This is a genomic window from Streptomyces sp. LS1784 (genome assembly GCF_020103755.1).
GTDB lineage: Bacteria > Actinomycetota > Actinomycetes > Streptomycetales > Streptomycetaceae > Kitasatospora.
Map to the genome: position 1 here is coordinate 1 of NZ_JAHSQD010000032.1, position 25,390 is coordinate 25,390.

Annotated in this window: 25 protein-coding genes and 4 pseudogenes; 14 read left to right on the forward strand and 15 right to left on the reverse strand. The window is 71.4% G+C overall.

Annotated elements, in window-relative coordinates:
• Window positions 1-388: 388 nt before the first annotated feature.
• Window positions 389-1,174, reverse strand: a pseudogene (locus KS423_RS06815) (cytochrome c oxidase assembly protein); the annotation flags it as partial.
• On the reverse strand, window positions 1,174-1,734 hold the full coding sequence (locus KS423_RS06820; RefSeq protein ID WP_224276118.1) for a DUF2243 domain-containing protein: 561 nt from the start codon (window positions 1,732-1,734) through the stop codon (window positions 1,174-1,176). The pseudogene KS423_RS06815 and the gene KS423_RS06820, both read right to left, overlap by 1 nt.
• Before the next feature lie 498 nt (window positions 1,735-2,232).
• Between KS423_RS06820 and KS423_RS06825 the strand changes: the two are divergent.
• Window positions 2,233-2,325, forward strand: a pseudogene (locus KS423_RS06825) (zinc ribbon domain-containing protein); the annotation flags it as partial.
• Window positions 2,326-2,751: 426 nt separating this feature from the next.
• Here the strand turns inward: KS423_RS06825 and KS423_RS06830 are convergent.
• The 3 genes from KS423_RS06830 to KS423_RS06840 all read right to left on the reverse strand — a co-directional run bounded on the left by KS423_RS06830 (window position 2,752) and on the right by KS423_RS06840 (window position 4,956).
• Complete coding sequence (locus KS423_RS06830) at window positions 2,752-3,249, reverse strand: hypothetical protein (RefSeq protein WP_224276120.1); 498 nt, start codon at window positions 3,247-3,249, stop codon at window positions 2,752-2,754.
• A 23-nt stretch (window positions 3,250-3,272) separates the two neighbouring features.
• Window positions 3,273-4,520, reverse strand: a complete 1,248-nt coding sequence (locus KS423_RS06835; RefSeq protein ID WP_224276122.1) for a S1 family peptidase — start codon at window positions 4,518-4,520, stop codon at window positions 3,273-3,275.
• 286 nt (window positions 4,521-4,806) lie between these two features.
• The gene (locus KS423_RS06840; protein WP_224276124.1) at window positions 4,807-4,956 is read right to left on the reverse strand and encodes a hypothetical protein; all 150 of its coding nucleotides are present in this window, start codon (window positions 4,954-4,956) and stop codon (window positions 4,807-4,809) included.
• A gap of 384 nt (window positions 4,957-5,340) precedes the next feature.
• Between KS423_RS06840 and KS423_RS06845 the strand changes: the two genes are divergently transcribed.
• On the forward strand, window positions 5,341-5,898 hold the full coding sequence (locus KS423_RS06845; protein ID WP_224276126.1) for a hypothetical protein: 558 nt from the start codon (window positions 5,341-5,343) through the stop codon (window positions 5,896-5,898).
• Window positions 5,899-6,024: 126 nt separating this feature from the next.
• Here KS423_RS06845 and KS423_RS06850 read toward each other — a convergent pair whose 3' ends face one another.
• Together KS423_RS06850 and KS423_RS06855 are read right to left on the reverse strand one after the other, a co-directional pair.
• A complete protein-coding gene (locus tag KS423_RS06850) occupies window positions 6,025-7,368 on the reverse strand; it encodes a helicase-associated domain-containing protein (RefSeq protein WP_224276128.1) in 1,344 nt (447 codons plus the stop codon).
• The gene (locus KS423_RS06855; RefSeq protein WP_224276130.1) at window positions 7,365-8,117 is read right to left on the reverse strand and encodes a hypothetical protein; all 753 of its coding nucleotides are present in this window, start codon (window positions 8,115-8,117) and stop codon (window positions 7,365-7,367) included. Before KS423_RS06855 ends, KS423_RS06850 begins: the two co-directional genes overlap by 4 nt.
• A 226-nt stretch (window positions 8,118-8,343) precedes the next feature.
• Here KS423_RS06855 and KS423_RS06860 point away from each other — a divergent pair, with 226 nt between their 5' ends.
• From KS423_RS06860 to KS423_RS47930, 12 genes and pseudogenes are all read left to right on the forward strand, one after another.
• Window positions 8,344-8,586, forward strand: a complete 243-nt coding sequence (locus tag KS423_RS06860) for a hypothetical protein (protein ID WP_224276132.1) — start codon at window positions 8,344-8,346, stop codon at window positions 8,584-8,586.
• 23 nt (window positions 8,587-8,609) lie between these two features.
• A complete protein-coding gene (locus KS423_RS06865; RefSeq protein WP_224276135.1) occupies window positions 8,610-8,771 on the forward strand; it encodes a hypothetical protein in 162 nt (53 codons plus the stop codon).
• Window positions 8,772-9,020, forward strand: coding sequence for a multicopper oxidase domain-containing protein (locus KS423_RS06870; protein ID WP_224276194.1), 249 nt, complete (start codon window positions 8,772-8,774; stop codon window positions 9,018-9,020).
• 584 nt (window positions 9,021-9,604) lie between these two features.
• Window positions 9,605-10,909: a discoidin domain-containing protein gene (locus tag KS423_RS06875; RefSeq protein ID WP_224276137.1), complete on the forward strand. Its 1,305-nt coding sequence runs from the start codon at window positions 9,605-9,607 to the stop codon at window positions 10,907-10,909.
• 2 nt (window positions 10,910-10,911) lie between these two features.
• Window positions 10,912-12,204: an MFS transporter gene (locus tag KS423_RS06880; RefSeq protein ID WP_224276196.1), complete on the forward strand. Its 1,293-nt coding sequence runs from the start codon at window positions 10,912-10,914 to the stop codon at window positions 12,202-12,204.
• On the forward strand, window positions 12,201-13,172 hold the full coding sequence (locus KS423_RS06885) for a TolB family protein (RefSeq protein WP_374119911.1): 972 nt from the start codon (window positions 12,201-12,203) through the stop codon (window positions 13,170-13,172). The genes KS423_RS06880 and KS423_RS06885 overlap by 4 nt, the downstream gene beginning before the upstream one ends.
• Window positions 13,173-13,398: 226 nt before the next feature.
• Entirely contained in the window at window positions 13,399-14,049 is a 651-nt protein-coding gene (locus tag KS423_RS06890) for a heparin lyase I family protein (RefSeq protein ID WP_224276148.1), read from the forward strand.
• Between the two features lie 200 nt (window positions 14,050-14,249).
• A pseudogene (locus tag KS423_RS06895) lies at window positions 14,250-14,382 on the forward strand (family 1 glycosylhydrolase); the annotation flags it as partial.
• Between the two features lie 121 nt (window positions 14,383-14,503).
• Window positions 14,504-15,088 carry a cysteine hydrolase family protein gene (locus KS423_RS06900; RefSeq protein WP_224276150.1) on the forward strand — a complete coding sequence of 195 codons (585 nt, stop codon included), beginning with the start codon at window positions 14,504-14,506 and terminating at the stop codon, window positions 15,086-15,088.
• A complete protein-coding gene (locus KS423_RS06905) occupies window positions 15,085-16,059 on the forward strand; it encodes a GlxA family transcriptional regulator (RefSeq protein WP_224276158.1) in 975 nt (324 codons plus the stop codon). Before KS423_RS06900 ends, KS423_RS06905 begins: the two co-directional genes overlap by 4 nt.
• Before the next feature lie 68 nt (window positions 16,060-16,127).
• Entirely contained in the window at window positions 16,128-16,553 is a 426-nt protein-coding gene (locus KS423_RS06910; RefSeq protein WP_224276160.1) for a hypothetical protein, read from the forward strand.
• Between the two features lie 759 nt (window positions 16,554-17,312).
• On the forward strand, window positions 17,313-18,080 hold the full coding sequence (locus tag KS423_RS47930; protein WP_224276162.1) for an endonuclease domain-containing protein: 768 nt from the start codon (window positions 17,313-17,315) through the stop codon (window positions 18,078-18,080).
• Between the two features lie 454 nt (window positions 18,081-18,534).
• Here the strand turns inward: KS423_RS47930 and KS423_RS06920 are convergent.
• The 8 genes and pseudogenes from KS423_RS06920 to KS423_RS06955 all read right to left on the reverse strand — a co-directional run.
• Window positions 18,535-18,674 (reverse strand): annotated as a pseudogene (locus KS423_RS06920) (phosphotyrosine protein phosphatase); the annotation flags it as partial.
• 61 nt (window positions 18,675-18,735) lie between these two features.
• A complete protein-coding gene (locus KS423_RS06925) occupies window positions 18,736-19,926 on the reverse strand; it encodes a cytochrome P450 (protein WP_224276164.1) in 1,191 nt (396 codons plus the stop codon).
• 63 nt (window positions 19,927-19,989) lie between these two features.
• The gene (locus KS423_RS06930) at window positions 19,990-20,952 is read right to left on the reverse strand and encodes a DUF2332 family protein (protein WP_224276167.1); all 963 of its coding nucleotides are present in this window, start codon (window positions 20,950-20,952) and stop codon (window positions 19,990-19,992) included.
• Complete coding sequence (locus KS423_RS06935; RefSeq protein WP_224276169.1) at window positions 20,949-21,950, reverse strand: polyprenyl synthetase family protein; 1,002 nt, start codon at window positions 21,948-21,950, stop codon at window positions 20,949-20,951. The genes KS423_RS06930 and KS423_RS06935 overlap by 4 nt, the downstream gene beginning before the upstream one ends.
• 114 nt (window positions 21,951-22,064) lie before the next feature.
• A complete protein-coding gene (locus KS423_RS06940; protein WP_224276171.1) occupies window positions 22,065-22,220 on the reverse strand; it encodes a hypothetical protein in 156 nt (51 codons plus the stop codon).
• 383 nt (window positions 22,221-22,603) lie between these two features.
• Window positions 22,604-22,909, reverse strand: coding sequence for a GNAT family N-acetyltransferase (locus KS423_RS06945; RefSeq protein WP_224276173.1), 306 nt, complete (start codon window positions 22,907-22,909; stop codon window positions 22,604-22,606).
• Window positions 22,910-23,023: 114 nt separating this feature from the next.
• Window positions 23,024-24,451 (reverse strand): cytochrome P450, encoded by a 1,428-nt coding sequence (locus KS423_RS06950; RefSeq protein ID WP_224276175.1) that lies wholly within the window; start codon window positions 24,449-24,451, stop codon window positions 23,024-23,026.
• Window positions 24,376-25,371, reverse strand: a complete 996-nt coding sequence (locus KS423_RS06955; protein WP_224276177.1) for a hypothetical protein — start codon at window positions 25,369-25,371, stop codon at window positions 24,376-24,378. Before KS423_RS06955 ends, KS423_RS06950 begins: the two co-directional genes overlap by 76 nt.
• Window positions 25,372-25,390: the final 19 nt, after the last annotated feature.

The following is a 25,390-nucleotide window of genomic DNA, read 5'->3' on the forward strand; positions in this document are numbered from 1 at the left end:
TCGCCGACGCCGTCCGGCCGCGCCCGCCGCCCCCGCTGCTCCGGTCCGCACCGCCAGACCGCCGGCCCCGTCCGGCCCGGCGGAGGGTGCTGCCGGACCTGGTCGAGCGAGCACCTCACCCCGGGCGGGGGCGTCGTCCGAACCACCTGGCACGAGCCCGCCTGCCCGGCCTGGACCCGGCGGTGAAAGACGGCGAAGGGGACGCCGGGCAGGGTCGCCGGATGCGCGACCAGCGCCACCGCACCGAGCCCGACCCGGCCCCCGGCCCCACCTCCGCCCGTGCGGGCGACAACGACCGACCGCTGTGGGTCGCGGCCCTCGCCGCCGTCGGCACCGACGTCGTCCAGGCCGGGGACGGCGGGTGTGTCCAGCCAACCGTACAGACCCCACGTCGGTGGTCGGGGCGCCAGGTGGCGACCAGAGCGGCTGCCAGCAGTAGTTCGGCGATGTCGCCGCCGTAGTACATGATCTCGGCGCCTGCCTGGACCTGGTCGATGGGGGCGTGGATGTTGGCCCAGAAGCCGCCGTACATCAGCTGGGAGATGACGGCGTGAGCGGCGATCGCGATGCCGAGGTAGACCAGCCGGGCGCGTACGCCCGGCCGCGTGGGGGCGGGGTCGGGGCCGGCGATGACGTAGGCGAACAAGCATCCGGACAGCAGGAAGTGCGCGTGCATCAGCCAGTGTGCTGGGTGGCTGTTCGTGGTCGCATTGTAGAGGGGGGTGAAGTAGAGGACCGCGAGGCTGCCCGCAGAAAGTGCCAGCGCGACCACCGGATGGGCGGCCACGCGGGCAGGCGGGCTGTGCAGCACGGTGGTCAGCCACCGTCCCCGGGCCGTGGGCAGGGTGCGCAGGAGGAGGGTGACGGGGGCGGCCAGGACGAGCGCGAGCGGCGCGTACATGCCGATGAGCATGTGTTGGGTCATGTGCCCGCGGAAGTCTTGGTGTGCGAAGCGGGCCACGGGCGGCAGTAGCGCGGCGCCAAGTAGGGCGATACCGGTCAGGCACCATGCGGTCCGCCATCGGCTCCAGCCCAAAACCGGGTTGCGCCGGCGTGCCCGGTGAGCGAGCAGCAGGTAGGCGCCGGCGGCGGCCAGCAGGGCGAGGACGGGCAGCAGCCACTCCAGGAGGCCGCTGCCCGCGTCGTGCCCGTGTGCGGGCATGTCGTGGTCCATCAGGCTCGTCGGCCCTCGCGCGTGGTGGGGGAGTTGGGGTCGAAGGGCTGGCCACTGCGCTGGAGCAGGTAGCCGCCGGCGACCAGCAGGGCGCCCAGGACGAGGAAGCCGATGTCCCACCAGACCTGGCCGTCTCCGGCGTAGACGTGGTGGATGCCGAGGATGTGGTGGTCCAGGACGCCTTCGACGAGATTGAACAGGCCCCAGCCGACGAGCATCCAGCCCCACAGCACCCGGGAGGTCCATACCCGCAGCCGGTTGTGGGTGACCCGCGAGTACAGGATGGCGAGGCCGAGGAGGACGGCCAGCCAGCACACGGTGTGGAAGATGCCGTCCCACAGGGTGTTCATCTCCAGGCCGGAGACGGTGTGGGGGTTGTAGTACTTGACGCCGATGTGGTCCTCGTTGGTGCTGGAGAGCATGTGGTGCCACTGCAGCAGTTGGTGCAGCAGGATGCCGTCGAGGAAGCCGCCCATCCCCACACCGAGCACGATGCCCGGCAGCCGGATACTCGCTGGTCGTGAGAGACCGGCTCGGGCCTCGTCCATCATGGTGGCCATCGCTCGTCTCCGCTCCTGGTTCTGGGTTGCCGGAAAAGTTCCTTCAGGGGGAGGTTCCCTTCCAGTTCGCTCTCACGCCGTGTGCGTCTCCGCCATCCGGCCCAGCTGTGCCCCGTGGAATCACCCCGCGTCGTCGGCGTCCAGGGACGCAGGGGCCGCATGCCGCCGGCAGGTCGGGGAGCTGCAAGGAGTACCGGCCGAACATGTTGATGTGGTGACGGACGAAGGGGGAGAGCTGGGCAGTGGCACCCCGCGTCGAGTAGCCGGCGAGGTCGGCCGGCTCGCCGAGGAGGGCCTGGTCCTCGGCGCTGTGGTGGCCGGAAAGAACGTCGTCCAGGGTGAGGTCGCCGCCTCCGCGTCATCCGCCGACCCCCCGGCCTGGGCCGCCCCTCTCCGCCCCCACCGCCGCATCCTCACCGCTCTCGACCAGCTGCGCCCCGGCACCGTGACGGCCATCGATGTCCGCGTCGGCCCCGCCCCTGTGATGCAGTACGCCCGGGGGTGTTCCTCACGTTCCTGCGCGCCAAGGCCGAAAGCGCCGGACGGGAAGTGATCGCCGTGGACCCCCGCAACACCTCCCGGACGTGCCCCGCAACCCCGTCGACAACGTGGCGGTCAATGCGTGGATGGCCGGCCACATCCACGGTGAGGACGGATGTGACGGGTGCGAGGGCAGTCGCGGACCCTCCGGCCACGGCCGGAATGACCGGGTGAAGCAGATCACGGGGCTGCCCCCTGACATCACCAAGTGGTTCGACCGGGACCAGTGGAATGCTGCGCTCCACGACAGCGGCTTCAGCGTCCAGCGGCGCTGACTACGAAACGGGAGAAGGCCCGGCATTGCCGGCCAGCGCGGTCCGCAGCCGGCCGGGGCCCAGGCGGGCCCCGGTTCGGCGCGCCGGGGAGCACAGCAGTGCCTGGCGGCCAGGGCCGCCGGGCACGTCTCCGGCTTCATTTCTCCTGCTGCTGCGCGATCAGAGCGGGCGGGGCCGCGAGCCCGGGTCGATGCCGGTCCGGTCAGGGAGTGTTGCCGTGGACCGTCGTGCGGCCGGGGTAGTGGGTCGCCAGGTAGGTGCGGGCCGCGGTGAGGTCGCCGACGACGCCGACGGTGGTGCGGCCGTCCGGCGCGGCGCCGGTCTGGAAGACCGCGAAGCCGGGCTGATTGAGTGCCTGGAGGTCGCCTTCGAGCTGGTAGTCGTGGCCGCGTCGAAAGACGAGGTCGGAGGTGATGTGGCCGCGCACGACCCGTGTCCGACCTGGGAAGCGCTGGTCGAGGGCGCGGCGGGCGTCGTTGAGGTCGCCGATCACTTCGACGGTCTGCACCCTGTCACCGGGGTGGGCACCGACGGTGTCCACGTGCCAGGTGGCCGGGCCGACGCCGGCGTTGTAGATGGCCTGCTGGAGGTCGGCCAGCGACTGCCCCCGCGGTCCGGCGGGCTGGGCGGCGGCCGCGCCGCATGCGACGGCCAGGACGGAGACGGTGACCAGGAGCCGGCCGGTGAGTGCAACGTCCACGGGCGTGCCCTTCTTTCATGCTGTCAGGCGATGGAGAGGCCGAACTTGTCGACGACCGGCGAGATCGGGGTGTACAGGAGGGTGTCGTAGCAGGTTGTCCGGACAGCTGTGTCCCCGCAAACAATCCTGTTGCCACCACCGGCAACGGCGATGCCTCTGGCCTGCATGTCCTCACCGCCGTTGATGCTGGCGAAGACCGGCCCGCCGCTGTCTCCCTGGGCCACGGCGATGGTGCTGTCGTCGGTGCGCTCGGCGATGTCCATGTCGGTGTGCCAGGTGCCCTCGACGTTGGCGGCGTACTCGGTTTTGGTGATCTTCAGACCGCAGTGCACGCCGGACATGGCCCCGCTGTCACACACCAGTCCTCCGACGTTGTTGTGCCCGGCGCCGAAGGTCCGCTTGGAGTAGCCCGACGCGTTGTTCCAGGCGCCGTCGTAGAAACGCCCGGACGGAGTGCCGTTGACATTGATCACGGCCACGTCGAGAGCGGTGTCCGCATCGGAGACCGAGCCGATGACGGCCCCTGTGCCGGTCTTGTAGGTGCCGGAAGTGCCGCAGTGCGCGGCGGTGAGCAGGACGGCGGTCTTGCCGCGCCAGGCACCGAACCCGCTGCTGCAGAACGCGTTGGCGGGGGAGGTGAGTTCGGCGCCGGCGCTCCAGGGGTTGGCGTCGCTGTGGCGGGTCGCCGTGGCAGTGGGAGCGGCGGCCGGGGCAGCGTCGACGGGGACACCCGCGAGCTCGGCAGCGCGAGCGGCGACTTGCTCGCGCGCGCGAGCACCGTCCCGATGTGCAGTGCCCGGGGTGTAGCCGACAACCAGCCCGGTCCCGTCCGCCGTAGGCCCGGCCGAGTTCCACACCGCGCCCGCGTCGCCGCGCACCGCGGCCGCCACGAGCCGGTCCCGCGCCTCGCGCAGCTGCCGCAGGGTGTAGGGCGCCCGCCGGACCGTGGCCGTGACCCCCGGCGGGGTGTGCGCCAGCAGGTCGGTGACGCGCTCGGGCACGTCCCCGTGCCAGTACAACGTCAGTCGACCCTCCTGCGGGTCGACAATGTGCCCGGCGTAGCCCGGGACCTGCGCGCGCCGGTGCTCGGGCACCCCGAGAGCGGCGTCGGCAAGCCGGTCGAGCACCACCTGACGCCAGAGCACCTCAGGGGCCACGACGCCGGCTGTGCGGCGCGTGCCGAGTGCGGGCGACGCCGTCGCCGCTCGGGCCGGCACCGCGGTGAGAAGGGCGAGCAGGGCCCCGACAGCGGCCGTCCTGCTGGTTCGCATCCGCCCAGTACCCCACAACACGGGTCAGCGGCACCAGCTGCTGGGCCCCGTGTCACCCGCATGAGCGACCCGGCCCGCCCACGATAGACGGCGTGTGGAAGCAGCAGGGGCCGGGCGGGCCGCGGCTACCGGCTGCCGGTCGAAGCGGGGGGCGAGACCGTGTCGGTGGTGTCCGGCTCCAGGGTGACCGTGACGTAGGTCGGTGCCGGAGTGGTCAGTTGCGGACCCGCGGCATGAAAACAGCAGCTCATCACCGCGGGATCGCCCACGCGCTGAGCCGGCCGCGTCAGCCCAGCCGGAGCCGCCACCCGCCGCCGCGCTCCTTCGGCGGGCCGGCCGCGACCTCACCCAGCGCCCGCTCCTCCTGCACGGCGAGCTGCGCACGCTGGTCGTCGGTGAACTGCACGACCAGGTCCAGCGCGCGGCGTTGGTCCACATGCTGGCGACATCGGCCATGGCTGCGCCCAGCACGGGTCACAAATGGCCTGCGTGAGGGCGGAGATGTCCGTGCTGCTGGCCTGTTCGCCTGCCGTGCTGCGGAGGGATGCCTCGGGCGGCCACCCCGGTTTGTTCGGAACGAGCCGTAGTGGAGCTGTATTTGACCGACCGGGGCCTGATGGCCATTGTTTGCCCCATGTCGAATATCAGTACGGGTGGTTCTCCGTCACTCGCTGTCGAGGAGGGTGGCTCGCAGGCCGCCGACGAGAGCGCCGCGGACCGCTTGAAGGCCCGTTGGGCCGAGCCGGCCGCGCCCGTGCCGCCCTGGTGGAAGCGTGTACGGCGGGCGACGTGGATCAAAGCGGGTGGTGGGGCAGCGTGCGTGCTCCTGGTCGCGGGGGTGCTGGCGACGAGGCCCGGGCAGGACGACCTGAAGCGCTACCGACTGGATCCGCCGCAGACCATCGGTGAGCTGACCCGTGAACCGGACAGCGGCGGGCGCTACGCGCTGCTGGACCAGGAGCTGTTCCCGAACCTTCCCACAAAAGTCCGTTACCGGGAACACTTCGTGACCGGCTACAGCCTGCCCGGCAGCGACGAGCCGGACTTCCTGGTGGTCGGCGCCACGGGCTCCTTCGCGAGCCCGGTCGGAGAGCTGGATCGCCTCCTGGGCGGCGCGGACCCCAAGGACGACCCGGTACCCGAGCACGGGTCCTCGCCGGCCGGGTACACGGTGTTCCCGCCAGGCCCGCTGGGCGGCTACCTCAAGTGTGCGGGCAACAAGAAGGGGCTGGTGCCGGCCTGCGCCTGGGCCGACCAGAGCGGGACCACCATCGGGAGCGTTGCGGACTACCGCAGCGGTGCCAACACGGACGACCTGCCGTCTCTCGCCGAGCGCGCCAGAACTGTGCGCGAGGCGATGACGCATCAGGAGAAGTAGCGCGTGCGCGTGGGCCATTTTCACGAATCCTCATCACTGTGCCGCCCCACCTCCGACAGCGGGGGAGGTGGGGTGGCGATGAGAGTGTGCGATCAGAGCCAGTCGAGTCCGAGCGCGGCGGCCTGGTCATCGGACCTGTTCCAGCGGGTACCCCTGGGCCAGAGCGGCCTTGCGGAAGGCGGCGAGCCGTTCGGCGGGGACGGCGAAATGGCGCTCCCCCAGCCGGGTCACGAGGGTACGCAGGCGCCGGTCCCCGGCCAGGAGAGCGGCGACGGCACCGTCCGCGCATTCGATCAGGTGGACCGGGCCGGTGTCGCGGACCTGGCCGAGGCGGCGAGCGGCGTCGTCCAGGAGCGTCGTGACGGTCTGCGGCAGCGGATGCCGGCTTGCCGACTCCAGGTAGCGACGCAGTTCGGTGAGGTCGCGTCCGGCGTCGGCGGCTTTGAGCAGGGAGCGGTGGGTGAGGCTCCAGACACGGTCGCTGGTCTTGTCTGCGAAGGCGTCCAGAAGCAGGGCGTCGCCGGGGGCCAGTCCGTCGAGGGCGGCGATGTCGTGGTTCGGCAGGACGGTGATCCGGCCGGCCGGGGTTGCCGGTTGGGGCTTGGGGCTGGGGGTGTAGGTGGCCGCTTGATCGGTGGCGTAGGCGCCGAGTGGGTTGAGGCGCAGGGCGAGCAGGCCGTCGTAGCGGCTGAGTTGGTCGAGGTAGTCGCCGCCCCAGTTGTGCTGGTAGTCGGTGCGGGCTCCGGTGGGCGGGACGTAGTCGATGTCGATCAGGCCGAGGACGGCCGCGTACTCGAAGAGCACGGCGAGCGTGTAGCGTCCTTGGAGCAGTGACCAGTCGTGGTGGCCGTCGTAGCCGAGGCTTCCGTACTGGGGGTCTTCCAGGTACAGCTTCCACTGGGCGCGTTCGGTTCGGGTGATGACGGGGTCCTGGCCGGCTCGGCGCATTTGGGCGAACAGGTCGTCCATGGCGATCCACTGGCCGGTTGTGCGGGCGGCGAGCGCCTGGCCGACGAGCTCGCGGCGCGGTCGGACGGCGGTGAGCACGTTCGCGGCGCGCTGGCCCTTGATCTCCTCGATCCGGGAGAACTCGTCCAGCAGGGTGTTCTTCAGCCAGCGGTGCCACAGGGCGGCGATGGTCTCGTGCGCGGGCTTGGCGAGGGCGGTGCGACCACGCGGGGTGAGCGTGAGCCTGCCGGAGGCGAGGGTCGCCAGGCCACCGGCCTGGAGGAGTAGCGGCCAGGCGAAGGCGGCGATGGCCTCGTGCTCGTAGAAGTCGCCGCCGTCGAGGACCTCGACGATCGCGGCGACGGCGGCCGCGCTCGGCCTGCGGGTCTTCTCGCTGCAGCGCAGCTTGCCCGTCGCGCACAGCTGGAGCACTGTGGCCAGGTTGGCCTGCGCCTCGTGCTCGGTGACACGGATCCGGCGCTCCTTCTCCTGCCGGTCCTCGAGCTGGTGGTCGATGCTCACAGCTGTCCCATCGCCACGGTGTAGTGGAAGCCGTCCGGGCCGCAGGACTGCTCCAGGGTGCGGACGATGTGCCGGGCGTCGTCGTACGGGCCGGAGGCGTAGAACGGCTTCCCCCCGCGGCCGAAGACGATCGCGGGCTCATCGCCTCGCACAGGCCCGAGGTAAGGGGCGGTGTTCGCAAAGCCCGGTGCGGGCGTGAAACCGAGGGAACGCGCGTACGCGACCGCACCGTGGACGATCGTGCGGGCCTGGTCGAGCTCGATGCTCAACGGCGGCTGGTCGAAGGCCGAGTAGTACCGGCGCAGGTACGAAAGGAGTGAGCCGGCTCCGATGACCTCCGGCTCGACGGTGTTCTTGACGCCCAGGCAGTAGACGTCGACCAGGAACCCGCACACCGTCAATCTGCTGGCACGCTCCTGACGGGCCACCAGCACCTGGGCGAACCCGCTGGTCTCCGTATCGTCGGAGGCCTGGGGGTACCCCCGGCCGGAGGCTGGGGGAGGGTCGGCCTCCGCCCACGCGGGTACGGCGGCCAGCCCCAGGCCGGCGCTCCAGCCCGCGTTCACCCAGCACCCGACCACCGGCCGATCGGCCGGGGCCGTCCCTGCCGTCCGGCACTCGGCCACCTGTCGCAGCAACGCACTCGCCTGCGCAGGGCGCAGGCCGAGCGCCCTCGCGATCTGCTTCGGCCCGCTCCCCGCCGCCCGCAGCTCCAAGACCCTGGCCAGGACGTCATCGTTCTCCATCATCCGGGCATTGTCCACCAGCCCCGGACACCGGAGACACCCGCCCATGACCGTTCGACCCCAACGGCTGGCGCATGCGCCAAACGGCCGCCGTCGACGTGGCAGTGCCGCTATGCTGGGGCGTTCCAGGGCTGGCGTCCGCCACGATCGGGTCCACCCGACCGCTCACCTCAACCCGACTACGTCACCTCTGCAACTCGCAGGCCTCCCCGCAACCGCCACTGCCGCCGTGGTCGCCGTCGCCGAACGCGACCGCCGGGGCTACCTGATTCAGGCCCAGCTCGCCGACACCGGCAAGTACCGCTACGAGCGAGCGATCAAGCTGCTCCGTCGCCTGCGCGCCACTCACACCACAGCAGGCGTCCCCGACGGCTTCACCCGCTACCTCGTCAAGCTCCGCGCGGAGGCCCCTGCGGACCGGCCGTCTCCGGTCTCTCCGAGCGGTAAAATCGCGCTGGGGGCGGCACACTGAGCAGTCGCTCGGACCCGCTGTGGGTGCCGGACCCTCTCGGCACCGTCGAGCGGCTGAACCCTGATGCGGCGGTGGCCACCCGTGCCTTTCTCTTCCAACAGAGCCCGGAACACGGCTGGACCATCAACGGCATGCCCTACTCGCCCGGCCGCGCACTGGCCCGGCCGAGGCTCGGCACCACCTAGATCTGGCGGTTCGTCACCGACTTCCACCACCCCGTCCATCTGCACCTGAACCACTTCCAAGTCCTCTCCCGCAACGGAGGTCCGCCCGGTCCCTTCGACGCGGGTTGGAAGGACACCGTCGACCTGCGCCCGGCCGAGGCCGTGGAGCTTGCCGTCCGGTTCACCGACCACATGGGGACGTTCATGCTTCACTGCCACAACCTGGAGCATGAGGACATGGCGATGATGGGTGACTTCGTCACTGTGTGACCGGGGCGTGGAAGCGGGGCCTCTGGAATCCGACGGCGGGTAACCAGCATGAGTTCCGGGTGTTGGGTGAAGGCCGGGCCGTCTCGACCTTCTGGTGGGGTGCCTTGGCGCGGCCTACTGGCGAAGTCGGCGAGGGCCCGGCCGGAGTCGCGCCGGACGAAGTCGGCCAGTGCGGCGTGCACGCCGAAGGCCTCGTACGCCTGGTACCGCGATCTCGTCGCGGCACACCGGGAACGGTCTGCGGCGATGGATCATGACGGTCAGTCAACCAAGCTGTCCTGTATGGCACTCGGGCCGGGTGTCGGGACGATGCGGGCGGCGGGACGGTGTCGCCGCACTATTGATAGGGAACTTTACTTTCTATTATGCTGTCGACTGGCGGCTTGGCGCGGCGTCCGTGCAGGAGGGGCGTGACGCGCTCAGTGAGAGCTCTGACCCGGCCGCCGCGGCGGTGTGACGCCGCTTGCCGGTGAGTTCGTGTGGTGTGGACCGGAGTCCAGCTCTCGCCGTTTCTCAAGGTCATGGAGTCAGGGATGCGTCTGGGTGTCTCGGCAAGGCCTGTTCGTGTCGGAGTATTCGCCGCTGTGCTCGCGTTGCTCGGCGGCCTGTTGCTCGGCTGGTCCGAGCGGGCGGGGGCGGCGGGCGATCCGCTGATCTCGCAGGGGAAGGCCGCGACGGCCTCGTCCACCGAGGGGTCGTCGTACGCGGCGGGGAAGGCGTTCGACGGGAGCGCCTCCACACGGTGGGCGAGTGCGGAGGGAGAGGACCCGCAGTGGCTGCTGGTGGACCTTGGAGGGAGCGCGGGGATCTCGCGGGTGAAGCTGAGCTGGGAGGCCGCCTACGCGAAGGCGTACCGGGTGGAGGTGTCGGCGGACGGGGTGACCTGGACGACGGTGGCGGAGGAGAAGGCCGGGAACGGCGGGACGGACGATTGGCCAGGGCTGGGCGCCAGGGGCCGCTACGTCCGGATGTACGGGACGGCGCGCGGGACGTCGTACGGGTACTCGCTGTTCGAGATGCAGGTGTACGGGGTACCGGACGGCGGTCCGTCACCGACCGGCCCGTCACCGACCGGGACCACTCCGGGCGGGGCGTTCACCGTGGTGGCGGCGGGCGACATCGCCGCGCAGTGCACCGCCTCGGACAGCGGCTGTGCGCATCCGAAGACGGCCGCGCTGGCCCAGCGGATCAACCCGAGATTCTACCTGACGATGGGTGACAACCAGTACGACGACGCCCGGCTGGCGGACTTCCGGAACTACTACGACAAGACCTGGGGGGCGTTCAGGGCGAAGACCCACCCGGTGCCGGGCAACCACGAGACCTACGACCCGGCGGGGTCGTACGCCGGGTACAAGGCGTACTTCGGCAGCATCGCCTACCCGCAGGGAAAGAGCTGGTACAGCTTCGACGAGGGCAACTGGCACTTCGTCGCACTGGACTCCAACGCCTTCGACCAGAGCGCTCAGATCGACTGGCTCAGGGCCGACCTGGCGGCCAATGCGAAGAAGTGCATCGCCGCCTACTGGCACCACCCGCTGTACTCCTCGGGCGGGCACGGCAACGACCCGGTCTCCCGGCCGGTGTGGAAGATACTCTACGGAGCCAGGGCAGACCTGGTGTTGAACGGGCACGATCACCACTACGAGCGGTTCGCCCCGCAGGACCCGGACGGGAAGGCCACCGCGGACGGGATCGTCGAGATCGTCGGCGGGATGGGCGGTGCCGAGCCGTACCCGATCGAGCAGGTCCAGCCGAACAGCCAGAAGCGGATCAGCGGCGACTACGGCGTGCTGAAGCTGGACTTCACCGACTCCGGCTACGGCTGGACCTACGTCGGAACGGACGGCCAGGTCAAGGACACCGGCCCGAAGTACAGCTGCCACTGATGATGTACCTGGCCACCACCGGCCGCCGTACGGACGCGCCGCCCCACCCCGCCGGGACGGGGCGGCGCGTCCCCGGCACGGTCATCGCCCTCGGCGCGGTCAGCCTGGTCACCGACGTCTCCTCGGAGATGGTCACCGCCGTGCTGCCGCTCTACCTGGTGCTGGGGCTCGGCCTCTCGCCACTGCAATTCGGTTTCCTCGACGGGCTGTTCAACGGCGCCACGGCGCTGGTCCGGCTGCTCGGCGGCAGAATCGCCGACCACGGCGGTGGCCGACACCGGACGGTCGCCGGGGCCGGCTACCTGCTCTCGGCGCTCTCGCGGCTCGGGCTGCTGCTGGGCGGCGGAGCCGCCGGAGGGATCGCCGCCGCGCTGGCCGCCGACCGGCTCGGCAAGGGCGTGCGGACCGCCCCGCGGGATGCGCTGATCTCACTCAGCGCACCACCGGAGGCGCTCGGCCGGGCGTTCGGAGTACACCGGGCGATGGACACCACGGGGGCGCTGCTCGGACCCCTGGTCGCGTTCGCGGTGCTGTGGGCGACTGCGGACGCGTACGACGCGGTCTTCGCGGTCAGCTTCGCCATCGGGCTGTTCGGCGTGCTGGTGCTGGCCCTGTTCGTCCCGGCGGGGGCGGTGCCGGGGGCCGGGGTGGCCGGGGCCGGGGCGGGGGCCGGGGTGGCCGGGGCGGCGGTAGCGGCCGCCGAGTCAACGCCCACCGGAAGGAGGAGGAGCAGGACACTCGGCGATCCGGTGTTCCGGCGGGTCGTCACGGCCGCCGCGCTACTGGGGGCAGTGACGATCGGCGATTCCTTCCTCTACCTTCTGCTCCAACGCGGCCTGGACCTGCCGCCCCTGCTCTTCCCGTTGCTGCCGCTCGGCGCTGCGGCCGGCTACCTGCTGCTGGCCGAACCGGCGGGCCGGATCGCGGACCGGACCGGGAGGCGCATTCCGTTCCTCTGCGGGCACGCCGCGCTGCTCGCCGCCTACCTCACCCTGATGGCCCCGCCGGGATGGCCGGCCGCCGTACTCGTCCTGGTACTCCTCGCCGTCTTCTACGCCGCCACGGACGGCGTGCTGATGGCACTGGCCGGGCCGGTGCTGCCGCTCGACGGCCGCGCGAGCGGCCTCGCGGTGCTGCAGACCGGCCAGGCGCTTGCCCGGCTGGTCGGTGCGGCCGGCTTCGGTGCGGCCTGGACGTGGTGGGGGCCGCGCCCGGCCCTGGCGGTGGCCGCACTCGGGCTGGCCGCCGCACTCGTCGCAGCATGGCGGATCCTGCCGGAGGGGGAGGCCTCGTGAAGGCGCGTCCAGTGGTGCTGATCGCAGCCGCTCTGGTACTGCTGGGCGGTTCGCTGGGGTACGTGCTGCACGCCCGGCAGCGCAACGGCGGGCAGCGGCTCGTTGCCGCGGAGAACTCGTTCACCCTGGACGAGCCCGGGCTCTACTACCGGGACACCGCCACCGGGCGGGTCGCCCGCAGCCCGGGGGTGCCGGACGGGCCGTCCTGTGTCCGCTTCCACGCCGGGGGAGACCGGGCCCTGTGCCTGCGGGCGCTGCCCGGCACCCCGGCGCGTACCCAAGCGGTGGTGTACGACCGGCGGTTCACCGAGCTCCAGACGGTGACGGTGCCCGGGATCCCGAACCGGGCCCGGGTGTCGGCCTCCGGGCAACTGCTTTCCTGGACCACCTTCGCCGTGGGGGACTCCTACGCGGCGGGTACCTTTTCCACCCGGACGTCGATCCTGGACCTGCGCACCGGCTACCTGGTCAAGTCGGTCGAGTCCATCCCGCTGACCGTCGACGGTGCCCGCTACCACGCCGCTGACGTCAACTACTGGGGCGTCAACTTCGCCTCGGACGACAACCGTTTCTACGCCACCGTCTCGACCGGCGGCCGGACCCACCTGGTCGAGGGCGACCTCCGGGCGTGGTCGGCCCGCACACTGCGGGAGAACGTCGAGTGTCCCTCGCTCTCGCCGGACGGTACCCGGATCGCCTTCAAGAAGAAGGTCTCGGCCGACCCGGCGGCGCCCTGGCGGCTCCACGTCCTGGAACTGGCGGGACTGCGCGAGCACCCGCTGGCCGAGTCGCGCAGCGTGGACGACCAGGCGGCCTGGCTCGACGGGGAGACGCTCGGGTACGCGCTGCCGGCCCAGGACGGGAATGGCACCGATGTCTGGAGCGTGCCGGCGGACGGCAGCGGGACGCCGCACCTGCTGGTGCCCGGCGGCTCGTCGCCGGTGACCGTTCCGGCGGCGTCGAAATGACCCGGCGGCCGGCGCCGCGCAGCCCCTACCGCTCGGTGGGGTGCTCGGCGGCATCACCAACCCCCACCGCGGAGCCCCGCAACGGCGCCCGCGGCCTACCGGCCTGGACGGCGTCCGTTCCGGCCGCTCATTCATCAGGGAGACAGATGTCGCTTCTGTCTCAGCACCGCAAGACCGTCGTCGGCGTCGTGGCCCCACCACGCTCGCGATCTCCTGCGGCCCGGCCGTGGCCAGCGGCTCCGCGGCCGTCACGGGCAAGGTCCTGTGGACCCCGAGCACCAGCAGGGGACCGTCCTCCTTCGCTGCCGTCCAGTGCGCGTCGGGCGACTTCCGCGTCGTCAAGGACTCCGCCAAGGGCAGTGTGTGGCGGGCGTTCCAGGCCGCGGGCGAGGAGCGCTGCGAGACGCTCAGCCCCGACCTGAAGGAGGGCGACACCTTCTACCTGGGCTGGTCGTCCAAGGTGGACATCAAGGACTCGAACAGCCGGTACGTCTTCCAGCTCAAGTGCACGCCGAGCACCGACACGGCGAACCACCCGATCGAGATCGACGCAACGACCGGGCGCATCCGCCTCCAGGAGTGGGACACCGATCACGTCGCGCACACGCTGTGGACCTCGCCGACTGCCAACAACCAGTGGCACGCCTACGCGCTGAAGATCCGCCTGGGCCGTACCGACGGCACCATCGACTTCTGGTTCGACGGCGTGAAGCAGACCTTCACCATTGGCTCGGGTACGTTCAAGGGCACCACCTGGGACGGTGACCGCAACTATCTCAAGTGGGGCTCCTACCACCCCTCCTCGGGGGACGCGACGAACACCTTCACCAGCCCGGTCATGGCGACCACCCTGGAGGCGGCCACCGCCGGCTCGTAAGGGCCCGGTGGACCAGCTTGGGGCGATTTAGTCGGGTAGCCGGGTCACGGCAACGTGACCCGGCTACCCGACTAAATCATCTCGGCGACTGCCATCTTGACTTTCTGGTGAGACCAGGATCTCCAAGGTAGCGAAGGCTTCGCAGCGGGCAGATGACCACCGGCCAGGACGAGCCGCGACTCCAATGACAGCCTGTTCGATGGGTCGAAGGGTTGACTCAAAGATTCGGCCTCGTGCACGTCGACTTCACCACCCAGCGCCGCACCCCCCAGGGCCTCCTACACCTGGTACCGCGACCTGATCGCCGCCCATCGTGCGCGGCCGGTGGAGTAGGCAAGCGAGGCGACACCGGGCGGGCGGGCGGCGGGCCCGCCGCCCGCCCTGACCGGATCGTTCCGCATCCAGGCCCGATGGGGTCTTCACCCGGGCACCCCGCGGCGGTGAGGATCGAGGCATGACCAACGCACTCCTCGTCATCGACGTCCAGGAATCCTTCCGCCGCCGCGAGAACTGGGCGGCCGTCTCCAACCCCAGGATCGTCGGGCAGGTGGCCCGGCTCGTCGAGCACGCCCGGGCCAAGGGCGACCTCGTCGTCTGGGTCCTGCACGCCGAGCCCGGCACCGGGACGGTGTTCGACCCCGCCCTCGGTCACGTCCGCCTGATGGAGGGGCTGGTGCCGGTGGAGGGCGAGCCGGTCGTCACCAAGACCTCACACAACGCGTTCACCACCACCAACCTGCAACAGCTGCTCACCCAGCAGGGGATCCGCGAACTGGTGGTCAGCGGCATTCGCACCGAGCAGTGCTGTGAGACCACCACCCGGGTGGCGGCCGACCTCGGCTACGCCGTCACGTTCGTGGTCGACGCGACCGCCACCCATCCGATCGAGCATCGCGACGCGCCTGCCGGGCGCAGTCTCGACGAGATCCTTGCCGATCCGCGCACGCTCTCCACGGAGGAGATCATCGCCCGTACCGAGTACGCTCTGGCGGGCCGCTTCGCCACCGTCACCACTGTGAAGGAGTTGACCGGATCGTGACCCGCGTCGTCTTCCTGCTGGTCCCGCAGTTGCACCTGCTGGACCTCGCCGGGCCCGCCCAGGTGTTCTCGACGGCGGCCGACCACGGGCTCGGCTACGCGGTCGGCTACGTGGCCGAGCAGGAGGACGTCCCCACGGCGCAGGGGCTCACGCTGCGGGCTTCCGTCGAGTGGCCGCGGCTCACGCCGGACGACCTGATCGTGGTCCCCGGTTGGCGGGCGTCGACGCTGCGGGCGCACGGGGACCTCTCCCCGGCGACGCTGGAGCGGCTGGCCGTCCACCACACGGCCGGCGGTACGGTCGCCAGCGTCTGTGCGGGCGCGGACGCGCTCGGCCGGGCGGGGTTGCTGGACGGGCGCCGCTGCACCACGCACCACGACCTCCAGGACGAACTGGCTCGCCGCTACCCGAGGACGGTGGTCGTGCGCGACGTGCTGTACGTGGTGGACGACCGGGTGGTGACCTCGGCCGGCATCGCGAGCGGCATCGACCTGGCCCTGCATCTGGTCGCTGTCCGGCACGGGCCGGCAGCGGCCGCCCGGATCGCGCGGGAGATGGTCGTCTACGCGCGCCGCAACGGCGACGAGCGGCAGGTCAGCGTGATGCTTCGGCACCGCGCCCACTTGGTCGACGCCGTCCACCGGGTGCAGGACCTGATCGACGCCCGCTTCACCGCCCGGCTCAGCCTCGCCGACCTCGCCAGCGCGTCGGGCGTCAGCGAGCGCACCCTCACCCGCCACTTCACCGAGGCCACCGGACTCACCCCGCTGCGCTACCAGCAGGAACTGCGCGTCGAGCGGGCAGAGCACCTCATCGCGCACGGCGCCACCACGGAGGCCGCCGCCCGCGCGGCCGGCTTCCAGGACGCCCGGATGCTCCGCCGCCTGCGCGCCCGCGCCGGAGTCGTCTACGCCGGTGCGGTCCGCGGCGTGGACGGGCTGGCAGAGTGCGTCAACTCCTCTGTCGGATAGTCGACTTGATGAGAGCCAGTGACTTTCGGTCAAGGTCTTGCCACAATGACAGCCCGTTCGACGGGCCGATGCCGATGCTGCGCCGTTCGGCGCAGGCACTGCCGACGGACGCCAGGCGCACGGCGGGGCTCGACACGCTCGCGCGCGACTGCGCGGACCGGCTCCGCGCGATCGCCGCACGACAGCCGCGTGCCGCGGACGACTGGTCGATCGCCTGGACCGGTTGCGGCTGCGAACTGTGCGCCACCCTGGAGACGTTCCTTGGTTCCCGCTCACGACAAGTCCTTGAATGGCCGCTGGCGAAGGACGGACGCCGGCACGTGCACACCAAAATCGACTCGGCCGGGCTCCCGGTACACCACCAGACCAGGCGGCAGGGACGCCCGTACACCCTCGTGCTGACCAAGACCGAGCAGCTGTTCATCCGTGAGCAGAGCGCCCGCGGCCAGGCCGAAGCGGACCTGACCTGGCTGACCTCGGCCTGGAACGCGTAGTGCTCCAGAGCTGCTTGCCGCTGCCTTTCTCGGTCGGGTCGCCCAGCCGGCGAGCCGGCCTGGGCGGGCGCTGGCCGCGAGATTGCGCGCTACCTCACGAGCCCGTAGAGCCGCAAGCACTACCAGTGTCGGACTTTCGTGTCCGTGGTGCCTGATAGCGTGCCGGGCATGCCGCACCGCGCCACTCCGCGCCGCACGGGCCACCTTGTGCCCCTGGCCGTCGCCGATGCCCTGTGGGCCGAGTTGATGGCCGACAGTGTGTTCCCGGCCACTGGGCAAGCGTTCACCGGCTTCCCTGCCGATCCGCGGGTGGGGTACGTGCTGCTTGGCGCGCGTGCGGTGCCGACGGTGAAGGGAGCCGGCGGCCGGTGGCACGTTCAAGAGGCCGATGTACGCCGGGCGGCCGAGGAACTGCGTGCGGTCAAGGTGAGCGGGGTCGGCCTGGTCCGTGTCGCTCCTTTCCGCGGGTCACTGAAAGCGGGGCAGGGGGACGGGCCGGCACTGCGGTGGCGTCAGCGCCTGGGCCAGGAATGGGCCCGATCCCGCGTCGATGCCACCCCTGGGCGCTTGCTGCGCGACAGCGACCATCTGCCGCATCTGGCGGGGATCGACTGGCGCCGGTCTCTGAGGGAGCGGACCGGAGCGGGGGCAGGGGACACGTGGTGGCTGCCTCGCACGCTGGTGAAGGTGCTGGACGTGGCCGAGCACGCCGAGCAGCGGTGGTTGCCGGCCGCGCGGACCTGCCAGAGGTGCGGCTCCGTGGCGGATCGGCCCGAGCAGTGGCGGGTCCCGGCCGGCAGCAGCTGGCAGACGATCTGCCCCGACTGCCGCACAACCGCGCTGCGCCCGTACAACGGAGAGCTGGAAGGCCACGTCTACTCGGTGTTCAGCAAGAAGCGCGCCAAGCTGGAGGTGTCCGGCTGGAGGTGCGCCGTCTGCCGACAGGCACCTGCCTTCGCGGTCGACCACTGCCACGAGCACGGCTACGTCCGCGCACCCGTCTGCCAGTCCTGCAACACGCGGGAACGGCCGAACTACCTCTACGACAACGACGTATACGTCACCAGCCGCTACACGTCCCTCTTCCACACCCACGCCGAGGACTGGCTGCGGCACTGGCACCGCTGCCCCGGCTGCCGCGCCCGCACCACGCTGCCATTGCCACACCTGGCGGCACTGACCGCACTCCTGGTCGGCGAACCGCTGCGCCCGACCCACCGCGCCCCTCGCAGCTCCCGCGGGCGTAAGCCTTGCGGTGAACTGCGCGCCTCCTGGACGGGCAGTCACAACGCGCCCCGCTCCTGCATGATCACCCTGAGTGTGGACTACTGTCCCAGCGGGGAGCACCGCGTCCTGGCGCAAGTCCCCTACCGCGAAGCCGTCGACCGATTCCGCACCTGGCTGGCCGAGACAGCCCCGCCGGTGGCCGCTGCCGCGGGGCCCGGCCGCCATGACACCGTCCCCACGCAGTTCCGGCCCGTCGTTCCGGACACCAGCAGCGAGGGCCTGACGCTGTTCGGAGCGTAGTCGGGGGTCGATCAGGAATTGGGCTCTGTCCCGTAATCGGTGGTAGCGCTGTGTGGTGATCACTGGAGGAGGGCGCGCTGGCGGCCCCGAAAGGTCAAGCAGTGGTCAACTCCGGTCCCCGGAAACGCCGGAGAAGTGGGAAGCCGGCCGGGTCGACTTCCCGCTCCTCCGCCCGCCGCCGGTTCGCCGTCCAGCCGCCCTCGTCATCCAGGGACCCGTTGCCCGCATCGGCAAGCTCGGCGTCTGCGACCTCAGCATCCACGCGGCCGCGCGCACCGCGACCTCCTCGACACGGATCCCGGCCGGCCCACGCAGACCCTGCCGGGCGTTCCCGGTGCGCGTCGAACCGGGCGGAAGCGGATAGCCGGCCAGGGACGCCGGCACGGCACCCGGTGGCCCCGCGGCTCGCCGGCGTCGGCCGATCGTCACCGGCGCCCTTCCGTCACGTCGCGGTCGGAGTCTCGGCGGAGATGTCGACGCCGACCTCGCGCACCGCTTCGACCACCGTGGGGTTCACGGCGTCGGCCGGGACGGATCCGGCGGAGAGGGCCTGGACCCGGCCGCGCCGAGGCGGGTGAGGAAGGCGGCGACCATCCGGGACCGGCCGGCGTGGTGGGCGCAGACGGACAGCACGGACGGGACGGCGGGCGCTCCGTCAGTTCTGGAAGGAAACCGGAAGGCTGGCGTAGCCGCGGAAGGTGAGGCGGTCGCGGCGCACTGCCGTGCCGGTGCGCTGCATGGCGGGCAGGCGCTTCAGTAGCAGCGGGAGTGCCAGTCGCGCCTCCGTACGGGCCAGCGCCGAGCCGAGGCAGTAGTGCGCGCCGGCGCCGAAGGAGAGTGACTGCGGGGAGTCCCGGAACGGGTCGAACCGGTTCGGATCGGCGAAGTGTGCCGGATCGTGGTTCCCCGCCCCGAGGAACAGGAGAATGTGGCTGCCCTTCTCGATCGTGCCGATGCCGTCGATCTCGATCGTCTCGGGTGCCCACCGGCTGGTGAGTTGCAGGGGCGCGTCGAAGCGCGAGATCTCTTCGACGTACCGGTCGGCCAGGTCCGGGTCCGTCCGCAGCCGGGCGGCGAGGTCGGGGTGGTCCAGCAGGGCACCCAGGCCGTTGCCGAGGAGGTTGGCGGAGGTCTCGAAGCCCGCCAGCAGCAGGAACACGAGGTTCACGACGAGTTCGCGGGTGGACAGTTCGCCGTTGTCGCGGTCATGTGCCAGCACCAGCGTGGTGATCAGGTCCTCGCGGGGTTCGGTGCGTCGGAGCCGGGTCAGCTCGGTGACGTAATCTTCCAGTTCGAGGGCCGCGCGGTCGGCCGTGGTGGTCGGGCCGGCGGGCCGGAACGGTTCGAGGACCGCGGTCGTCTCCTGCGCCCGCTCGCGCAGCCACTGGTGCTCGCCGGCCGGGACGCCGAGCAGTGTGCCGATGATCCGGATCGTCAGCGGGTAGGCGAACTCGGCCATGAGGTCGACGGCTTCGCCGTTGCGGCCGAGTTGGGCCACGTGGTCGGCGAGGGCGGTCGCCTCTGTGGTGACGACCTCCTGCAGCCGGTCGGTCCTGCGGGGTGAGAAGGCGTCCGCGGCGAGCCGCCGGACGCGGGCGTGGTCGGGTCCGTTGGCCTTCATCATGGAGTTCGCGATGAGGTGTGAGGCGGCGCCGTCCGGCCGGCCCCGGACCTCCAGGCGCGGGTCCCGCAGCAGTGCGTTGACGGCGTTGTAGCCGGTGGCCGCGTAGAAGTCCGGTCGCAGGCGCACCACGGGCCCGTGGGCGTGGAGAGCGGCGTACGCGGGATAGGGGTCTTGGCGGCCGGCGGGTGACGCCAGGTACTGATATGCCTCGCCGAGCAGCATGCCGGGATTCCTCACGTAGAGAACGAGCCGCTGGGTCGGCGGCGTGTCGGGAGCGCTCCGAGCTCAGGAGTACTGGATCAGCTGGAGCCGTGGTGGCATCGTCCAGTCGTGGGGTTCGAAGGCGATGCGGGTGAGCGGCAGGGTGGCGGCGGCGTCGGTCATGATCTGTTCCAGGGCGTCCTGTTGGCCGGGTTCGAGGAATCCCCAGAACAGGCTGTGCCAGACCACGGTGCGCACCGACGGATCGGCCGGCGTGGCCAGCTCGCGCCGCAGCCACCCGACCGCGTCCGCCTGTTCCACCCGGACCGGGGTGCGGGCGGCGAGGTCAAGCGCGTCGTCGAGGGCGGCTCGCAGGAAGGTGTGTTCGAAGGGCAGGTAGCTCCGTACGGTCTGCGCGTCGGCCGGATCGGCGGGGTCGCGGGGGTGCAGGTCGCAGCCGGCGCGCGCCACGATGGCGATGCTGCCGGGATCCGGGCCGTGGGCGGGCAACCGGACCGGTGAGGTGGGGTCGCCCCACTCCCAGCCGGGCCCGAACCACCGGTAGTGGTCGATCAGCAGGTTGAGCCCGGTGCAGGCGCCGAGTTCGAGCAGTCGGATCCGCGGGGCCCGCAGCAGTGCGAGGCCGTGCAGCAGCGTTGCGGCACGGACGGGCTCGTGCTGCTGCACCGGGTTGTCCAGCGCAGTGGCGATCTCGGCGGGGTGGTCGGCGATCGCCGTGACGAAGAGCTCCCACGACCGGTCGGTGCCGCGCGGTTCGAGTCCGTCCGTCGCGCTCGACTCGGCCAGGTGTGCGGTCAGCCGGGGAAGCCGCCCGGCGGTCAGCAGGCCCTGGACCCCGGCCATGGCCCGGATGGTGAACAGGGGTGCGCCGGCCTGGGGGTGCTGTCCGATCAGGCGGGTCACCGGCCCGCCGTGCTCGACGTCGTCGGCGAGTCTGGCCAGCAGTCCCGATGCGAAGGGAGCGGCCCCGGCGGACCGTGCGGCCATCGACCGCAGCAGCTCCGGACGGTCGATCAATTCGTTCACGCGGAAACTCCGTTCGGCACCGCTTGGGCAGAGGTGTGGATCACGCCGTGCAGCAGCTCCCGGTACGTGCCGTCCGGAGCGAGTCGGTCGAGCACCGCGCAGCAGTGCTGCCGCAGCGACTCGACCCGGCGCCCGTAGCCGTCGAGGACGGACGGGTCCCGCAGGGCGGCTCGCAGTTCCGCGCGGGCGCCCGGATCGGTGCCGACCCGGGCACGCAGGCGCAGCAGGTGCTCCCGGTGCGCGGGTGCGGCGACTTCGAGCGCGTGGGCCAGTAGGAGGGTGCGGGTGCCGTTGGCCAGATCCTCGAACTCCTGTGCCGGGCTGGGAACTCCGTCGTTGCCGAGCTGTCGCAGGACGCCGAAGAGCTCGCCGAAGGTCCGCCAGGACCGCACGGTTTCGGGCCGGTCCGTGGCGAGCCTGGCCGCCATCGCCGCGTCGCGGCCGTAGGCGGCGCCGCTCTTGCCCCGGTAGCAGGCCATGACGGACCGCCACGTGACGGCGTCGTCCGCCGGCTCGGCGATGTCGGCCAACTGGCCCTCCAGCGCGTCCAGCGCGGTGCGGACCAGTTCCTGCTCCCAGGCGAGGCGGATGTCCGGGGCTGTGGAGTGCCGGTCGATCACCCAGTGGGGGAGTGTGCTCCCGCAGGCCACGGCTGCCAGGGTGGTGCGCGCCAGTTCGGACCTGCCCCGAGGTGCGGCCGGGCCCTGTCCGTCGGCGAGGTCGTCGAGGGCTTCGGCCCCCGCCCACCACAGCCGGGAGACCGCACACACCGTGGCCGCCGGCCGGGGCTCGCCGGTGAGCGTTCCGAGAACGGCCATGCCCAGGAGGCGGAAGGGACTTCGGCTGCCGCCGTCCGCTGCCAGCAGGCCGGCGGCCGCGTCCGCCAGGCCCGGGTGGTCGCGGCGCAGGTCCTCCAGCACCACGGCGATCTCCGTGCCCACGGCTGCGAACCAGTCGGGGGGAACCGTCAGCGGTTCGGCAGTCTCGGTGGGATTCATCGATGTGTCCTTGTGGTCGGGCCCGCCGGCGCTCCGGCGGCCGTTCGCGGTGCGGGGGAGGGGGCCCGCACTCGCCCGGGGGACGCGCCGGGCGAGTGCGGGCAGGGACGCCGATCAGCAGTAGGTGTAGAACCCCTCTATCACGGTAACGGTCCGCTGGTCCGCGCAGGATGACGGCGTGCTCGGGTCGGTGGGCTGCTCGCCCTCCAGCAGGCGCTCCGCCGCCTCGATCACGGCGAAGGTGTCCTCGGCAAGCATGTTCTGCGACAACGCAGTTCTCCTCTCGGGGAAAGTGGACCGCCGGCCTGCCGCCGGATGCGGGTCGCGCCGGAGGTCCGAACTGGCCGTGACGCTACGGCAGCGGGAGCCGGGACAGTTGTGCGTCCGTGCACGGGAAATGTCCCAGAAGAGAAACTGAACTGACGATCTATCGGTCGATCGGCCCGAGGCGGGAGGTGAGTTGACCGGATACTCGGAGGCGTCGGCTTCGCGGGGAATGGATGGGCGAAACGCTGGTCGGGCGCGAGCACGACGTGAGGTGGCTCGGCGGGCTCCTGGTCGATCTCCAAGGCGCTGGCGGGGTATAGGTGCTGGGAGGCCAGGGAGGACCAGGGGGCGGTGGCTGCGCGCCGCCGGGCCGTCGGCCCGTTGGATCAGAGGCCGAAGCGGGTGCGGTGGGTGATGGGAATCAGGTCGGTGTACTCGGGGTGCTTGATCATCCAGTCGCGGATGAAGGGGCAGTAGGGCAGGACGGCGAGCTGGTGCTCGCGGGCCGCGTCCAGGGCGGTGCGGGCCAGCCGGCTGCCGAGTCCGCGGCCCTCGAAACGGGGGTCGATTCCGGTGTGGATGAAGGCGATCTCGTTGCCGGAGCGGTGGTACTCGGCGAAGCCGGCGAGTTCGCCGTCGTCGTGGATCTCGAACCGGGACTTCGCGGTGTTGTCGGTGACGGACTGTTCCATGATTTCCTCCTCGGGTACGGCCGATCGCGGGGTCGTACCCTCGAATTATGGTTCAATGCTCAACATTTTCTCGGGTGGCTAGTTGCGCAGCGACGGCTTCGGCATGCCCCCTGCTCATCGCGGTTCGGCGATGAGCAGGGGGCCGCGCGGGCGGACGGTGGCGGCGGTGGCGTTCTCCCTGACCGGGGTGGCCGTGGCCGGCCTGAGCCGCAGGCGGGCGAGGACGGCTGCGGCGATGACGAGCATCTCGGTCCAGGCGAAGGACTCGCCGACGCACTTGTGGTGGCCGGCGCCGAAGGGGATGAACAGCCTGGCTGGGGTGCGATCCGCAGGACGGCGCCAGCGGTCGGGGTCGAATCGCAAGGGGTCGGGGTGGAGCTGGGGGGAGCGGTGCAGTGCGGTCGGGCTGAAGAGGACCTCCGCCCGCGGAGGCAGGAGGATGCCGCCGTAGTGGAGCGGCGCCACCGTCCGGCGCATCAGGATCCAGTTGGGGGTGTGGAGCCGGAGGGTCTCGGTGATCGCGTGCCCCGTGCGTTCCAGGTGCGGCAGGTCGTCCGGGGACACGGCGCCGTTGGCAGCGACGGCGCGCACCTCCTCGCTCAGCTCGTCCTGCAGGTCCTGGTGCTGGGCGAGTTCGTGGAAGAGCCAGGCGAGGGTGGTGGCGGTCGTCTCGGTGCCGGCCAGGAGCAGCGAGACCGCTTCGTCCCGTACCTGGGCCGGTGCCATGGCGAGGCCGGTCTGCTCGTCTCGGGTGGTCAGCAGCAGGGAGAGCAGCGTGTCGTCCGGGCCCTGGTGTTGGCCGGTGGCCTGTGTGACGATCTCGTCCACGACGGCGCGCAGGTCCCGGACCGCCGTGTCGAAGCGCCGGTTGGCCGGCACGGGCAGCTTCTCCAGCAGCGGTGAGGGGTAGAGCGCCCGTTGGACGAATCCGGTGAGGACCACGGGCACGGCCCGGTCGATCCGGGCTTTCTGGGCGAGGTTCAAGTGGGTGGCGAACAGCGCCTCGGCCACGATGTCCCGGGCGAGTTCGTGCATGCGTGGCTCGATCGGTGCGGCCCGTCCGGGCTCCCAGCGGGACACCGCCGCCGCTGCCAGTCGCGCGGTCGACGTGGCGTACCGGCGGATGCTGTCGCGGTGGAAGGCCGGCTGGACCAGCCGCCGCTGGCGGAGGTGGAACGCGCCCTCGGAGACGAACAGACCGTTGCCCAGCACGCCGCGGGCCTTGTCGAAGACGAAGCCCTTCTCGGTCTTCGCGGCGTCCTTGACGAGCAGCCGGTGGACGAGTTCGGGATCGGTGAGCACGTGAACCGGCCTGCGCCACAGGTGGATCCGCACCACCGGCCCATGGTCGGCCAGTGACTGCAGGAAGGGCACGGGGCGGGTCAGCAGCGGGAGCAGGTGTCCGAGCAGGGGCAGGCGGCCCGGCGCACGCGGCGCGGCGTCGGCCTGGGGGGCGTCCTGGCGCATCAGTGCCTCGCCGGAGGTGTCGGCACGTCGAACCGGGAGCTGCTGCGGGACCAGTCGATGTGCCCGCGCAGCCACAGCCCGAGGCTCCGGGCGTACGCGGAGGCCGCGTCACTGCCGCCCGCGTGGATGGTCCGGCTCAGCTCGACGAACGCGCGCATCTCGGCGTCACGCAGGGCGACGGCCGACTGCCGGGCCTCGGCCGGCGAGCAGCGGTGGTGGCGGGCCAGGACCTCGACCAGGTTGTGGTGGCCCTGGCCGCCCGCGGTCTCCTTGGCGTGGGAGTACAGGTCGTTGTCCCAGCTCACCAGGTTCGCCGTGAGGTCCCTGAGCCTGCGCAGCGACGGGCCGTCCGCCTCCGCGGCCGGGACTTCGTAGCCGGCCGCGACGTCGACCAGGGCGAGGCAGGTGTACGTCGCCCCGGCGTGCCTGCGCATCGCCACGTATTCGGACAGGCCCGGGACCGTGCCCGCCTCGCGGTTGGCGGCCTCCCACACCTGGGCGGAGAGGTAGTCGCGGACCGTGCACTCCCAGCGGAACAGCTGTGACGGCGAGGCCTGCGCGGCGACCCGGTCCCGGATCTCCCGCAGGGCCGGCGCATAGGCGCCGACCGGTCCGGACACCTCGCCGCTGGGCGGCTCGGGGTCGATCACCCGGGCGAGCAGAGCGGTCGTGCGGGCCAACGGCCCGGGGCGGGAGCCGCGTTCACGGTCCTCGCAGTACCCGTCGTCGAAGGCGAAGAGCCACACGTACCAGTCGGACAGCAGGCGCAGCATCTCGGCGGAGACCTCGGGGTTGGTCCGCGCGGCCAGGTGACCGCTGCGCTGGCGCCCGATCCGGTCCGACTGCCGCAGCTGTCCGTCCAGCAGCCGGTGGCGCGCCAGCCAGTCCAGGCTCTGCCGGTCGGCCTGCTCGGCGTGGGAGTTCGTCAGGGAGGGGAAGGGGCACCATAAGCCGTCCGAGAGGTTGCATGGTTGCCCGTCGCGGAGATCGGTCATTGTTCTGTCGGCCCTTCCT